Origin of the sequence: Microbacterium sp. NPDC087665, assembly GCF_044743285.1 — a bacterium.
In the GTDB taxonomy this organism is placed as follows: Bacteria; Actinomycetota; Actinomycetes; order Actinomycetales; family Microbacteriaceae; genus Microbacterium.
Map to the genome: position 1 here is coordinate 163,074 of NZ_JBIUWD010000001.1, position 14,325 is coordinate 177,398.

Below are 14,325 nucleotides of genomic sequence, written 5' to 3' on the forward strand. Positions count from 1 at the left end.
GATCGCTGCGTGGCCGATCGGGCGGTGGGAGAGCGGATGCTACGCAGCATCCGTGCGCCGCGGCCACGCAGCCCAGACACCGCCCGGCGGGAGGGCAGCGCGGGCTTGCGCGAGGCGATCACGGTCGGGTGTTCTGACTGGTCCGCGCGCGCTCGCGGTGCGCTGCGCGCCGGTGGCGTGAAGGCGATACTCGGCGTGCGGCGACGGCGAGTCGTCGATGTGCTCGCTGTAGCCGCCGTCGACGACGGCCTTCACGATCCACTCCATGTCTTCGGCGAGATCGTGGATGTCTTCGTCGCACGCGTCGCATCGGCAGTCGGGAAAGCGGAATTCGTGCAGAACGCCTGCGGTGATCAGCACCCCCGAAGGTTCGATGAGCGAGAACGAGAGCGGCGCGGCGGTGGGGTCTCGTGGCACGACGTCGAGCACTCGCGGCGCGGAAGGATCGGTCACCACGGTGCGGATGAGCGCGGCGTCGTACGTGCGCAGCATCCAGTCGATGAGTGCGTTGGCGACGAGTCGGAGGGGTTCGAATCGGTCCGGGTCGTGCACCCGCTCATGGGACTCGGCGGACGGATGGTCGGACCACTGGTGCCCGTATTCGATCACCTGACCGTCGTCGTCGCGGTATTCGCGGAACGCGATCAGGGGACGCTGGTAGCCGTGCACGTGTCTCCCGTAGTGGCAGTGCTGCGGTGGATGACGTGGGGCCGGCGCCGGGCCGACCCCACGTCACTCATCGTTCTCAGGCTGCTTCTTGTTCCTTGCGGCGTCGGAAGGTGAGCACGAGACCGAGCATGATGATCGCCAGCGCGGCCGCACCGATCCCGATGCCGACCATCGTGCCACCGGTGATCGCGAGACCACCGCCACCCGCAGGAGGTGTGGGCGTTGCCGGCGTGACCGGGATGTCACCGCACGCCTTGTCGGTCACGGTGGTGCCGTCGACGGTGAGTTCGGCTTCGTTGATGAAGCCGCCGCCGGTTTCGGTGGTCGTGGTGGTGCACTCGGCCTCCACCACGGTGATCTCCGTCTCGACGGTCGTGTCGATCGTCACTCGGTAGGTGTGGGTCTCGCCACCGGCGAGCGTCACACCTTCGGCGATCGTGGTGTCTTCCACCCCGTCGTAGTCCGGGTTGGTGTCGACCTCACCGGGGGTGATGTTCTCGACCGCGACGTCACCGATCTCGACGTCTCCGCCGAAGTCGAGGGCATCGACCAGGTCGTACTCCCCCTCGGCGGTGCCGTTGTTGATCACGTCGAGCTCGTACGTCACCGTCGACTGGTTGTCGTCGGTGAGGTCGGTCGCTCCGATGAACCGCTTGTCGAGAACCATGTCGAAGTTGCGGTCGATGACCAGACCGGCATCGAGCGTCGGATCGGCCGAGTCCTGCCCGAGGGTGAAGACCTGGGTCGCGCCCGTGGCGGGGTCGGCATCCGAATCGATCGTCGTGTCATCTCCCGTGTGCTGGGCGGTGAACGTGGTGTTCGAGTTCAGACCGTTCGGGTCGAAGATGACCTGGTACTCACCCGATGCGAGGTTCGCGAACGAGTAGTTGCCGTTCGCGTCAGTCGTCGTCTCGAGCGAGACGGCGTTGCCGTCGACATCGGTTCCGACCAGACGCACGGGGAACCCGGCGATGCCCGGCTCACCATCGGTCTGCAGGCCGTCGCCGTTCACGTCTTCCCAGACGCGGTCGCCGACCGTCGACGAGATGATCTGCACGGTGCGGATCGCGGGACCGACGCCCTGCGTGACACCACCGGCGCGTCCTGCGGTGACGTTGTTGTACACGTCACCGCCGGCGTTGCCGACCGGGGTCATCGCGATGTCGACCTGGAACGGGGTCGCGGGAGTGAAGGCGCCCGCACGCTGGAACCGCAGGCCCGTCACCTCTTCATTCGAGGTGGGGCAGTCCGCAGACGTTCCCGAACCCGACACGACGGTGCCGGAGATCGCACTGCACCAGACCGTCGATCCGCTCGCGCCGTTGGAGGCGTGACCGGGGGCGACGTTCAGCGACCCAGGCGCCGTGGCCGTGTAGAGGATCTGGATGTTGTCACCCGCGACGGCTGTCGCGGAGTCGAACACCAGCTCCCCTTCGAAGTCACTGTTGTTCAGCCCGTTGGCCGGCAGGACGTCGATCACGTCGACATCGGTGACGTTCTCGGGCGCGTCGACGTTGGCGAAGAACACGCTCCACAGGATGGTGCGCGGGTTCGTGACGCCGTCGGGGTTGACCTCGATGACGGGCTTGTCGACCGTCTTCGCAACCTTGATACCCGTCGGAACGACCAGCTGGATCTGCACGTCGTCGTCACGCAGGTTCGCGGGGCTGCCATCGATCGGCGACGACGCGAGCACCTGGTTCGTGTATGTGCCGTTACGGGCGGTCGAGATGATCTCTGCCGTCACGATGAGCGGTTCGATCGGCGCACCGATCGGCAGCTCACCCAGGTTGAACCGCACGTACTGGCGGTTCGCGGCACAGGCGATCTCGGCATCGGCCGGAGCGCCCATCTGCACGACCTCAGGGGTGATGGCGTTGGCACCCTGCACGGTCGAGCCGTACACCTGGTACTCGGGCAGGCAGTCCTCGATCTTGACGAGCGCCGGGTTGCCCTCGACCGTCACCGGACTCGTCAGCGTCGGGTTCAGTCGGTAGCGGATGTTCGAGCCGGAGGTGTACTGAGGAACAAAGTTGTCGATGAACTCACCAGTAGTCAGGTTCTCGACGTACTTCTGCACGCGAACGATCCCCTCACCCTGGATGAGGCGGTCACCGAGATTGCCTGTATGCGTCACCGGATTGTAGTTCGAACGATTGGTAGCCCGAGCGGGGTTGGTAACCACTCCCGCAGCATCCGTTATCCCCATCACGGCCATCTTGGATGCCCAGTTGCCAATCGGAGAGGTGTCATCGGAGTCGAGAACTACCTGTCCGATCGCGTACTGAAGGTTCACGTCACCGAAAGTCGTACCCACAGGCCATTCCGTATTGAAGGAGATTCGCACACGGTTGACGCCCTCCCAAATAGTGCGGCCTTGCCCGTCAACGACGGGAGTGACTAGGTCGCTCGGATCTTCCACCCACGTGCCTGTGGAGCACTCGGATGCCGCATTGGGGCCCGCGACACCCATGCTGTACTCAATTCGCACGTTGCGTGCCCCGGAAGCCGCGGTGCCGATAAGACTTGAAGGAACCGCACCATTGGCCTGAGTTGCGTATGCGAGGTAGACCGGATTGCCGTTGCTCGGATAGTCCGCAGGACGTAGGCCGGCCCAGTCGGAGCGCGCCGCGAGGGCTAGGCGATCGGCATCCCAGACGTCGCAGGCCACGACGCTACGTGAAAGGTCCGTCCCGGTCCCCGCAGGTGCCCCCTCGGTGATTCCGATTACGCTCTGAACCGCCTGACCAGGCAGAACGACGGTGTTTCCATCTTTTCGGACGCCCGAGCCGGGAGGTCCTTCGTAGACGCCACTTCCGGAGAACGGAATGCCGGCTGTGTTGCCCGGCTGACCGAAGATGCCAGTGAAGGCTTTGTCGAGCGACCCCTGGGCCTGCAAGGTAATGGCAGCATCCCGAGTGTTGTTGGAAGGGTCATCCACTGCCGGAGTTCCATCAATGCCCGTCATCTGAAGATTCACGTACTCGTTGTGCGTGTTGAGGGTGTAGACCCCCGGCGTCGCGCCACCGCCGAATTCAAGGATCGCTCGCTGCGGAATCTGCACCCGAAGCTCGAAAGCGATGACGAGGCTCTGGCTTCCCGATAGAGCGTTTCCACTACCGGTCGTAGTCGGGACGGTCACAGCAGTGGTGTCGGCATTCGTGATGGTGATGACACCGTTCTGCCCCGGGGTCGTGCCCGCAGGGCAACTCACAATGCCACTGTCACGAACCGAGTTGGCGGGGTTCGCGTAGCTACCGACGCTGAGGCGGCTGTACGGCAGCGAGGCGCGGAAGCCACTGCCGGAGGTCGTGATCCCGCAGCTGCGGAAGATAGGTGCGTACGCGGCACGAGCAGCTGCGTCGGATCCCGCAGTAGCTACCATTTGAGCCCATACCGTCGCGCCATAGAACGACGCCGGGTCCATGTTGTCTTCGAACCTGATCGTCGAGGACAATGGCGCGACGCCTTTGCCCCCTGCTGGGACTGAAAGCGTCACCGGGTACGACAGCTCGCGGCAGACCTTCGAGAGATCGTTGACGCACGCGTTCGTGTTCTGGAAGAGCGGCCCTTGGTTCGCAGCAGCAGCATCGAGGCGCTTCGACAGGTCGAATCGCGGAGCGGCCGAAACCGTCTGCGAGATCGGGTCGGTGGAGACGGCTTCCGGAATCTGGTCGGACGTGACGTCGAAGACGACGTCGTCCATCGTCGTGCCGTTCGTCACCTCGGGCTTGACACGGGTCACGAAGGGGTAGTTGAGCGAGGTGCCACCGGTCTGGTCGTCGAGAACACAAACGACCTCCTGCGTGGGGTAGGACTGCCACGACGTGCCGGTGATCGGCGGGGTCAGCGCGGGCAGCGTCTGCGGCGTCGCGCCGGAGCCCGGAAGGCAGAACGGCGGAAGGCTGACGAGCTCCTGACCGCGCGGAACCGTGAAGCGCACGGTCGGCGTGGTCTGGTCGTCGCCCTCGAAGCGGATGCCGAGGTTGTACGAGATCGTGTCGTTCGTGCGGATGATGTCGTTCGTCGCGCTCGAGTCGTTGCCGGCGGCATCGTCGGCAGAGAACGGCGCCGTACCCGTGGTCTGGCTGATGGTGAGCGCGAGCGTCGCCGCCGCATTCGCCGGTGTGGCGACGATGAGTCCGGCGAACAGCGCGCTCAGCGCTGCTGCCACCCCCACTGTCCTGGTCATTGCGCGCGAGCGCGCGGTCGTGCGAGTCATGATGGCCCTTCCCCTAGCCAAGGTGATGCGCAAAGTTGCCCTTCGAGCAGGATGTGCGGGTGCTTCCTGACCAGAGAGACTGCGGGTATCGCTCAGTATTACGCAACGGTGGTGAATTAAGGTGAACAATTTTCTGCATTATGTGAGGACATTTTGTGCACTCATGGGAGCGAGTGTGCGCAGTGCGTTCGTCGCCGCCTCTGACGTGGTCACTATGTCGTCGTAGTGGTGAACGAAGCCGTGGGCGTCTTCGATGACGATCGAGACACGCACCTCGCCCTGGTGCAGTTCCGCCGACGATCCCTCATCGGATCGTCGGAAGTGGCCGAACCTCATGCCTCCACCCGCGGCACCGAGGCGGTGCCTTCGGCGAGGGCGGACAGCATGCGCATCCGCCGAGTCGACTCCCACCGCACACGATGCAGATCGTGTCCGCGGGCGCGCATGAGTTCACCCCGATCGGGTGTGAAGTCTTCAGCCGCTTCGTGCAGCGTCGACAGTGCTGTCATCTCGGTCGCCTCCCCCTGCCCCATCGACCCACGCCCCCTTGTCGGCAACCCCGGTGAAGAAATGCTGGGTGGAGAAGCCGACTTGGGGAGGCTCTCCACCCAGCCACCCAAAGGGCTTCGACACTGGGGAGGGTCGAGCGGGGGCGAAAACTCCCCCACATCAGAATTGACGGTGTCGCAGGCGGAATCGGTCGGCATCCGATCGAAATCGGCGGAAGAAATACGCAGTGAGGCGGCCGCCTCGGGCGAGGATCAGCCCGAGTAGTCGTCGGAGTAGGTCGCGCGAACCGTCGCCCCCCGCTCGGCGAGAGCATCGATCGCAACGGCGTAGTCGATCTCTCCACGACCCGTGTGCTCGATCACGAACACCCCGCCTCGCGGCGAGATCAGGTCGGTGGTGCAGGAGACGAGCGCACCATCCGCATCACACGCCCATCCCTCCGGTGCGGTCACCGAGGTGACGTCGGCTGAGAGCTCGACCCGCAGCTTGCTCACGCTCCACGCCTCGCCCTCCACCGCGAAGTCGACGTCGAAACCGGTCACGCCCTCATCGATCGAGGCCACGGTGACCTTCAAGTCGCCGTCGGGCGCCTCGGCGAAGATCCAGGTCTTGGTGACGAAGGTCACCGTGATCACGGTCATCAGCACGAGTGCCGTGCCGGCCGCGACCACCATCGCCGCTGTGCGGGCCCACTCGTGCACGTGCGAGGCGCCGGAGCCGGAGCCGGCCGGCGCATCCGTCGGGACGCTGCCGGACACATCAGCCGGAGCATCCGCCGGAACATCGGTCGGCGCGTCGGCCGGCATCTCACTCGCCTCCGCCAATCCGGCAGGCCCCGCCAACGCCACGGCCCCCGCGACCGGCAGCACGCCGAGCGTCGCTAGTCCGGCGAAGCGCCGCCACGACCGACGGCAGTACGGGCAGGTGCGGTAGTGCTGGGTCGACCGGTTGGCCTTGGTGTCTTCGGGGGTGTCGCCGACGGTCTCCGGCAGCAGTTGAGCCGCCGCGACGCACTCGGGCCTGGCGTTCTCTTCGAGCAGCAGGCGCAGCGTCGTGCGCCGCAAATTTCCGCGAGCGCGACGCGACAGCGAGTAGATGGCAGCCGCCGGGCGAGCCAGATGCTCCTCGAGATCGCGCGGCTTCATGCCCTCGAGCACCGTGGCGACGAGCACGCGCTGCTGATCTTCGGGCAGTTCACCCAGGGCCCGACGCACGACCGCCAGCTCCGACTCGATCTCGAGCTCACGGATGCGGGGGTCGGCGCGCGACGCCGGCTCCTCGACCACATCGAGCGCGGCGACCTTCGAGCGCGGCGAGCGGAAGTCGTCACGGATGCGATTGCGCATCGTCTGCGCGATGTACGCCGGCACGTTGTCGGTCGGCCCCGTCCCCTCGGACCACTTCGCGAGAACCACGAGCAGCGCCTCGCCCAGCAGATCGTCGGCATCGTGCGAGGTTCCGGCGATGCGCTTGGCCGTGATGGTCAGCGCGGGCAGGGTGTGGGCGAAGTACTCCCCCGCCGCATCGCGATCGCCGGCGGCCGCACGTGCGACCAGCGCCGAGAGCACTTCGGGGTCTGCGGCGGACGGCTCGATGTCATCCCCATCTGCGGGGTTCGAGAAGGTATCCGTCATCACATCCCTCGTCGATCGGAGGCCAGAGAGTCACGACGCTCCACTGCAAGCCGTCGCCGAGCGGCAACGTTACACGGCTGAGGGCACACTCGGGGCAACCACGCGTCAGTGCGCGGTCGTTCTGTGGATGGATGACGGCGGGATGCCCTCGGTCACGCCCTCGAATTTCGGGTTCGAGCGGCTGCGCGAGCACCTGCCATTCATTTGACGAGATCGGGTGCGAATTCTGTCGGCGTCGACCTCAGATGCGTGGTTTCGACTGTCATTCGGGAGGAGATCGGCGTTCGGGAGGCGGATGCCGGGGCATCCGCTCCTCCGTCGTGCAGATCTCCTCCCGAATGACGGGCCTTCGCCTCGATCGCCCGCTCAGGAGCAGACCGGACGGAGGCACGCGCGGGTATATCGCGGGCGAATCCGGCGAATTCACGCGGGCATGCCGCATCCTTCTGCAATGGGGAGTCTCTTACCGGACGGCGCCGGACGGCGCACAGCGGGCGCGGTGGTCTGGGCCGTCTACCCCTGGGCGATGTGGCTTCTGCCCGTGCTGCTCTTCGGTCTCGCGATCTGGCACGACCCGAACGGCTTCCACTGGGTCGCACAGGTGCTTCCGATCATCATCGGGGCGCTCGTGCTGCTCGGTTGGTGGCCGTATGCCATCTTGCACCGCCGAGGGTACGACGCATTCCCCCGCTCCGTGCTGGTGATGATCGTTCTGTGGTGGTGCTGCTCCGCCGTCGTCATGACCTGTTTTCCGAACTCGATCGGCGACACGCAGCTCCTCACCGAGCTGACGTTCGGCCTCGTTGCGGAGGGGTCGACGTACGACGTACTGCAGGCCGCGTTCTTCGCCGGGCTCGTTCCTCTGGCGGCCGCGATCGTGCTGTCGCTCGCCGCACGGCCGACGTGGTGGGCAGCGCCGCACCCGGTGCACAACTCCTCAGAATCTGTCAGCGATGGCGCGTTTCGGAGCGAACCCGGCGCGATTCGCGACACTTCTGAGGAGTTGTGAAGCGCGTGACACCTAGACGGCGGCAATACTCCAGGCCGCCGTGTGCGACTCGCCCGGCTCGAGCACCACGAGGTCGACGCCGGAGTTGAAGGCATCCGGCGGGCAGGTCATCGGCTCGACGGCCAGGCCGATGCGGTGCGTGCCGTCGACACCGGGGGTGTCTGCGGTGTGGATCTGCACCCATGGGCAGCGTTCGTCCCAGGTGAGCGCGACCCCGTGGCCGTCTTCGGCGAGGACGGTCACGGTGGCGACACCCGCCGAATCCCGCGTGAGCGAGGTGAAGGCGTGATCGATGAACGTCTCGCAGATGATCCCCGGCTCCCGGAAGTCGAACTCGGGGTGCGCGTCGATCGCGTCGACCCGCACCGGGCTCAGGCGGTCTTCGGTCACGAGCAGCACCTCGTCGGCGGGGAGCGTCAGGATCCAAGCATCCACCCGTCCTGATCCGGCCGAGAGATACGGATGCGGACCGGTGCCCCACGGGGCCGCGACGGCGTCGGTGTTGGTGGCAGTCACCGACTGCGTGAGGCCGTCGGGACCGACCGCGAACTCGGTCTGCACCACCACGCGGAACGGGTATCCGGCCTGTGCAGGAATCGTCGCCTCGAGCACGACGCGATCGGATGCCGTCGCCACCACGTCGAAATCGACCCAGGCGAGCAGCCCGTGCAGGGCGTGCCCGCGGGCGGGTTCGGTCAGGGCGAGCTGATGCTCGACCCCGCCGAAGGAGTACTTCCCATCGACCACGCGGTTCGGCCACGGCGCGAGCGTGGCACCGCGATACGCCGGGCGCACCTCGTCTTCGGCGAACGGAACCACCAGGTCACGGTCGTCTTTCGCGAGAGCACGCAGCGTCGCGCCGATGGTCGCGATCGTCGCCTCGTATCCGTCGGCGGCGATGGTGACCTGCCTACCGGAACGCGGCCCTTCGACAGGCTCAGGGACCCAGCCGGGGGCAGGCTCAGAGACCCCCTCCTGGGTTGCTGAGCCTGTCGAAGCATCCCAGGCCCCCACCGTCACAGGCCCTGGGCGAGGCGGTGGTAGGCCTGGTTCCAGCGCACCTGCTGCTGGAACTCGGGCAGCCGCGTCGACTCGTCGATCACCAGCAGTTCGATCTCGGCCATCTCGGCGAAGTCGCGGAACGCCTCGATGCCCACGGCGGTCGACATCACGGTGTGGTGCGCGGCACCGGCGGTGAGCCAGGCGGCGGCACTGGTCGGGAAATCGGGCTGCGGCTTCCACACGGCACGACCGACGGGGAGGTTCGGCAGCGCCTCGCGGGGCTCGACATTCTCGACGACGTTGGCGGTGAGGCGGAACCGGTCGCGCATGTCCGACAGCGCCACCACGACCGCGGGGCCGGGATCGGCCGTGAAGACCAGGCGCACCGGGTCGTCTTTGCCGCCGATGCCGAGCGGGTGCACCTCGAGCGTCGGCTGCGCCGACGACAGCGACGGCGACACCTCGAGCATGTGCGCGCCGAGGATCACCTCGTCGCCCGGCGTCATGTCGTAGGTGTAGTCCTCCATGAGGCTCGCGCCGCCGGGCAGCCCCGCACCCATCACGTTCGCGACCCGGACGAGCAGCGCGGTCTTCCAGTCGCCCTCGGCGCCGAAGCCGTAGCCCTCGGCCATCAGACGCTGCACCGCGAGACCCGGCAGCTGCTTCAGCGTGCCGAGGTCTTCGAACGAGGTCGTGAACGCGCCGAAGCCACCCTCTTCCAGGAACGAGCGCAGGCCGACCTCGATCGCCGCTCCGTCGCGCAGCGACTGGTGACGCTCGCCCCCGCGGCGCAGCTCGGGCGCCACCGCGTACAGCTGCTCGTACTCGGCGACGAGTGCGTCGATCTCGGCATCCGTCGCCGCATCCACCGCCGCGGCCAGATCGTTGACGCCCCACGTGTTCACCTGCACGCCGAACTGCAGCTCGGCCTCGGTCTTGTCGCCCTCGGTGACCGCGACGAAGCGCATGTTGTCGCCGAAACGCGCCAGCTTCAGGCTGCGCGACGCCGCGAGACCCGCCGCCGCACGCTGCCAGGTCGCGAGCTCGGCGCGCACGCGCGGGTCGCTCGCGTGACCGACGATCGTCTTGCGCGGGATGCCGAGGCGGGTCTGGATGTATCCGAACTCGCGGTCACCGTGCGCGGCCTGGTTGAGATTCATGAAGTCGAAGTCGATCTCGCTCCACGGCAGTGCCACGTTCGCCTGGGTGTGCAGGTGCGCGAGGGGCTTGCGCAGGCTGTCGAGGCCCGTGATCCACATCTTCGCGGGGCTGAACGTGTGCATCCAGGCGACGACGCCGATCACGCGGTCGTCGGCGTTCGCCTCGAGGGCGATGCGGCGGATGGCGTCGGTGTCGGTGAGCACCGGCTTCCACACGATGCGCACCGGCACGTCGTCGGCGGAGTCGAGGACGTTCGCGATCTCCTGCGACTGCGCCGCGACCTGCGCGAGCGTCTCGGGGCCGTAGAGGTGCTGGCTACCGGTGAGGAACCAGACCTCGTAGCCGTCGAGCGAGGTGGTGAGCGAGGTGCGGGTCATGAGGCGTCCTTCGTGGGCAGAGCGGTGATCGCGGCGGCTTCGATGGCGAGGCCGTCGCGGTAGCGGGAGAGGTACGAGGCGAAGCCGGCGACATCGGCCGGGTCGGGTTCGGCGGTGACGACGGATGCTCCGGCGAAAACGGTGTCGTCGAGATAGGCACTGAGGTCGCGGTCTGCATGACCGAGGTATGCGGCGAGCACCGCGATGCCCCACGCCCCGCCCTCGGCGGCGAGCTCGCCCACGTCAACCGGGGTGTCGAGGGCGGCGGCGAGGAACCGCTGAGCCACTCCGGCGGTGCGGAACAGGCCACCGTGCGCGAACATCCGCTCGATGCGCACGCCGTCGTCCGACAGGATGCGCATGCCCAGCGCGAGCGTGCCGAAGACCCCGTAGATCTGCGACCGCATCACGTTCGCGAGGGTGAACGAGGCATCCGGGGTGCGCACGAAGAGCGGGCGTCCCTGCGAGAGTCCCACGACCGGCTCGCCGGCGAGGTGGTTGTAGGCGAGGAGGCCGCCCGCATCCGCGTCGCCCTGCAGCGCCTCGTCGAAGAGCGTCGCGAAGACGGCATCCTCGTCGATGTACTGGCCACTCGCGACGCTGAACCGGTGGAACAGCCCCGCCCACGCGCCGAGTTCGCTGGCGCCGTTGTTGCAGTGCACCATCGCGACCGGCGCTCCGGCCGGAGTCGTGACGAGGTCGAGCTCTTCGTGCACCGACGGCAGCGGCTTCTCGAGCACCACCATCGCGAAGATGCTCGTGCCCGCACTGACGTTGCCGGTGAGCGGGGCGACGGAGTTGGTCGCGACCATGCCGGTGCCGGCGTCGCCCTCCGGCGGGCACAGCGGAACTCCCGCCTGCAGCGCACCGGACGGATCGAGCAGGGCGGCGCCCTCGGGTGTGAGGGTGCCGGCATCCGCCCCCGCGGGCAGCACGGCGGGCAGGAGCGCGGCGAGGTCGCGGCCGGTGTGCGCGCGGTACTTCTCGAGCAGCACCGCGTCGTAGTCGACCGCAGCGGAGTCGATCGGGAACATGCCCGAGGCGTCACCCACACCCAGCACCCGGCGCCCCGTGAGGCGTTCGTGCACGTACCCGGCGAGAGTGTTGATCGAGGCGATATCGCCCACGTGCGGCTCATCGTCGAGTACCGCCTGGTGCAGATGCGCGACCGACCAGCGCTGCGGGATGTTCACGCTCAGCAGCGCGGTGAGTTCAGCTGACGCGGCACCCGTGCTCGTGTTGCGCCAGGTGCGGAACGGCACGAGCAGCTCGCCGGCCGCATCGAAGGCGAGGTAGCCGTGCATCATGGCCGAGATGCCGATCGCGCCGAACGACGACGGACGGATGCCGTGGTGCTGCTGCGCCTCATCGATCAGGGCCGAGTACGCCGCCTGCAGCCCCGACCAGACGTCGTCGAGCGCGTACGTCCAGCGGCCGTCTTCGAAACGGTTCTCCCAGGTGTGCGATCCGGTCGCGAGCACCTCGGCGGTGTCGGCGTCGATCAGGCACGCCTTGATGCGCGTCGACCCCAGTTCGATGCCGAGGGCGGTGCGGTTCTGTTCGATCGCGGCGGCGCCGCTCGCCGCGGTCATCGTCGGGCATCCGCACTCTGGCCGTACACGTTCTGATACCGGTCGTAGAGTTGGTCGATCGCCGCCTGCGGGATCGGGATCAGCGGCCCGGCCCCGCGGGCGTAGTGCACGGTGCGCGCGACGTCTTCGACCATGATCGCCGCCTTCACGGCATCCTTCGCATTCACGCCGATCGTGAACGGACCGTGGTTCTGCATGAGCACCGCGCGCGAGCGGTGACCGGTGAGGGTCTCGACGATGCCGCGTCCGATCGAGTCGTCGCCGATGATCGCGAACGGACCGACCGGGATCGGCCCCCCGAACTCGTCGGCCATGGCGGTGATGACGCAGGGGATCTCTTCGCCACGCGCTGCCCAGGCGACGGCGAACGTGGAGTGCGTGTGCACGACTCCCCCGACCGCGGGCATGTGGCGGTAGACGTAGGCGTGGGCCGCGGTGTCGCTCGACGGGGAACGCTCTGACCCCGGGGCACCGGGGATCGCGGTGCCGTCGAGGTCGCAGAGGATCATGTTCTCAGGGGCGAGGTCGTCGTAGCTCACGCCGGACGGCTTGATGACGAACAGGTCGGCGCCGGGCACGCGGCCCGAGACGTTGCCGCCGGTCCAGACGACGAGGCCGTTGCGCACGAGTTCGCCGTGCAGACGGGCCACCTCGTCGCGGGTGCGGGCGATCGCCGCCTCGACCTCGGGGGCGTATCGGGGGGCTTCGTCGCTCACAGGCACCTCGTCGTGGTTGTGGACTGTGACCGGTCACAGTTCGTGTCACGGGAAGCCTACGACCGGGCGTGCAGCGGGGTCAAGGCCGCAGCCGGCGAGGGGTCAAGACACGCCGCACGCGGATGCCCTCATGCGGCGTGTCTTGACCTCTCACCGGAGAGGAGGCGCCGCCACCGAGTCGCGCACGACGAGCTCTGGCACGACGAGCTCGGGCACGACGAGCTCGGGCACGATCGCCGACGCGGATGCCGCGGCATCCCCCGCGATCACCGCCGCCACCGCTCGGCGCGCCAACTCGTCGAAGTCCTGCCGCACGGTCGTGAGCCGGGGCCACGCGAACGCCGCCTCGGGCACGTCGTCGAAGCCCACCACGCTCATCTCCCCCGGCACCGCGACTCCGGCCGCGTGCAGCGCGCCGAGCAGGCCGAGCGCCATCTGATCATTCGCCGCGAACACCGCCGTGGCACCGGCCGCGCGCAACGCGGGCGCGGCCTCGTAGCCGGCACGTGCGGTCCAGTCGCCGGCGATCGTCAGGGCGGGCACGAGGCCTCGCACCGCGAGCTCGGCGGCGAACCCCTCGGCTCGCGATTCCGCCTCGAGCCAGTCCGCGGGGCCGGCGAGATGCGCGATGCGCGTGTGTCCGGCATCCGCCAGCACCCCGACCGCGAGCCGTGCCCCGGCGACCTGATCGACGCCGACACCGCGCGCATCGTGACCGGCGGAGTGCAGTGTGACGATCGGCACGCCGGCGGTCACCGTCTCGAGCACCCGCAGCGTGCGGGCGTGCGGTGCGACCACGAGGATGCCCTCGACCCCCTGCGCCACCAGATGGTCGACAGCCGACGAGACGGACGCCGCGTCATCGGCATCCGCGAACGCCGCACTCACCCAATACCCCGCTGCGCGAGCGGATGCCTCGATCGCCGCGATGCTGCGCGACGGGCCGAACTGCAGGGCGTCCGACGCGAGCACCCCGAGCGTGCGGGACCGGCGGGTGCCCAGCGCACGGGCCGCGTTGTTCATGCGGTAGCCGAGCTCGCCCATCGCCTGCAGCACACGCTCGCGCGTGGGTTCGGCGACGTCGGGATGCTCGTTCAGCACCCGCGAGACGGTCTGCCGCGACACCCCGGCGAGCGCGGCGACATCGCGCACACCGACCGCCCGTCCGTTGATCTCCGTCACGTCGAGGAGTCTAGGCGGCGCGGCATCCCGTCCCTAACTCAGGACATTCGGGCCGGAAACCACCCGAAACGCCCGATATCCGACCCGAATCGGGAGTTTTTCCTGAGTTAGGTACGGCGGCCCCGCGCATAGTTCCTCAGAAACGGGCCGGAACGGGCCGGAACGCGCCGAATCCGCCCCGGTGCTGCAGAATCTGAGGAGTTATGCAGTGCGGTGCGGGCCCTTCGACGGGCTCAGGCCCCCACTGCCAA

Annotated in this window: 10 protein-coding genes; 1 reads left to right on the top strand and 9 read right to left on the bottom strand. The window is 67.8% G+C overall.

Annotated features, from left to right (window positions below; genetic code table 11):
• Window positions 1–39: 39 nt before the first annotated feature.
• The 4 genes from ACIOSY_RS00715 to ACIOSY_RS00730 form a co-directional block, all read right to left on the bottom strand.
• On the bottom strand, window positions 40–669 hold the full coding sequence (locus ACIOSY_RS00715) for a DUF6226 family protein (RefSeq protein WP_400847453.1): 630 nt from the start codon (window positions 667–669) through the stop codon (window positions 40–42).
• 76 nt (window positions 670–745) lie between these two features.
• On the bottom strand, window positions 746–4,843 hold the full coding sequence (locus ACIOSY_RS00720; RefSeq protein WP_400847456.1) for an SdrD B-like domain-containing protein: 4,098 nt from the start codon (window positions 4,841–4,843) through the stop codon (window positions 746–748).
• Between the two features lie 380 nt (window positions 4,844–5,223).
• Window positions 5,224–5,400 (bottom strand): hypothetical protein, encoded by a 177-nt coding sequence (locus ACIOSY_RS00725; RefSeq protein WP_400847459.1) that lies wholly within the window; start codon window positions 5,398–5,400, stop codon window positions 5,224–5,226.
• A gap of 252 nt (window positions 5,401–5,652) precedes the next feature.
• The gene (locus ACIOSY_RS00730) at window positions 5,653–7,035 is read right to left on the bottom strand and encodes a sigma-70 family RNA polymerase sigma factor (RefSeq protein ID WP_400847462.1); all 1,383 of its coding nucleotides are present in this window, start codon (window positions 7,033–7,035) and stop codon (window positions 5,653–5,655) included.
• 451 nt (window positions 7,036–7,486) lie between these two features.
• Here ACIOSY_RS00730 and ACIOSY_RS00735 point away from each other — a divergent pair, with 451 nt between their 5' ends.
• Window positions 7,487–8,044, top strand: a complete 558-nt coding sequence (locus ACIOSY_RS00735; protein ID WP_400847465.1) for a hypothetical protein — start codon at window positions 7,487–7,489, stop codon at window positions 8,042–8,044.
• A 12-nt stretch (window positions 8,045–8,056) separates the two neighbouring features.
• Here ACIOSY_RS00735 and ACIOSY_RS00740 read toward each other — a convergent pair whose 3' ends face one another.
• The 5 genes from ACIOSY_RS00740 to ACIOSY_RS00760 form a co-directional block, all read right to left on the bottom strand.
• On the bottom strand, window positions 8,057–8,944 hold the full coding sequence (locus ACIOSY_RS00740) for an aldose 1-epimerase family protein (protein WP_400849056.1): 888 nt from the start codon (window positions 8,942–8,944) through the stop codon (window positions 8,057–8,059).
• Between the two features lie 116 nt (window positions 8,945–9,060).
• Entirely contained in the window at window positions 9,061–10,584 is a 1,524-nt protein-coding gene (araA, locus tag ACIOSY_RS00745) for an L-arabinose isomerase (protein ID WP_400847468.1), read from the bottom strand.
• Window positions 10,581–12,176 (bottom strand): xylulokinase, encoded by a 1,596-nt coding sequence (locus tag ACIOSY_RS00750; protein WP_400847471.1) that lies wholly within the window; start codon window positions 12,174–12,176, stop codon window positions 10,581–10,583. Before ACIOSY_RS00750 ends, araA begins: the two co-directional genes overlap by 4 nt.
• A complete protein-coding gene (locus ACIOSY_RS00755) occupies window positions 12,173–12,892 on the bottom strand; it encodes an L-ribulose-5-phosphate 4-epimerase (RefSeq protein ID WP_400847474.1) in 720 nt (239 codons plus the stop codon). The genes ACIOSY_RS00750 and ACIOSY_RS00755 overlap by 4 nt, the downstream gene beginning before the upstream one ends.
• 150 nt (window positions 12,893–13,042) lie before the next feature.
• Window positions 13,043–14,074: a LacI family DNA-binding transcriptional regulator gene (locus ACIOSY_RS00760; RefSeq protein ID WP_400847477.1), complete on the bottom strand. Its 1,032-nt coding sequence runs from the start codon at window positions 14,072–14,074 to the stop codon at window positions 13,043–13,045.
• Window positions 14,075–14,325: the final 251 nt, after the last annotated feature.

What these genes read in the sequence shown, in the direction of transcription:
- ACIOSY_RS00735 (WP_400847465.1), top strand. Translation starts at nt 7,487, where the DNA reads ATGGGGAGTCTCTTACCGGACGGCGCCGGACGGCGCACAGCGGGCGCG.
- araA (WP_400847468.1), bottom strand. Translation starts at nt 10,584, where the DNA reads ATGACCCGCACCTCGCTCACCACCTCGCTCGACGGCTACGAGGTCTGG.
- ACIOSY_RS00750 (WP_400847471.1), bottom strand. Translation starts at nt 12,176, where the DNA reads ATGACCGCGGCGAGCGGCGCCGCCGCGATCGAACAGAACCGCACCGCC.
- ACIOSY_RS00725 (WP_400847459.1), bottom strand. Translation starts at nt 5,400, where the DNA reads ATGACAGCACTGTCGACGCTGCACGAAGCGGCTGAAGACTTCACACCC.
- ACIOSY_RS00730 (WP_400847462.1), bottom strand. Translation starts at nt 7,035, where the DNA reads ATGACGGATACCTTCTCGAACCCCGCAGATGGGGATGACATCGAGCCG.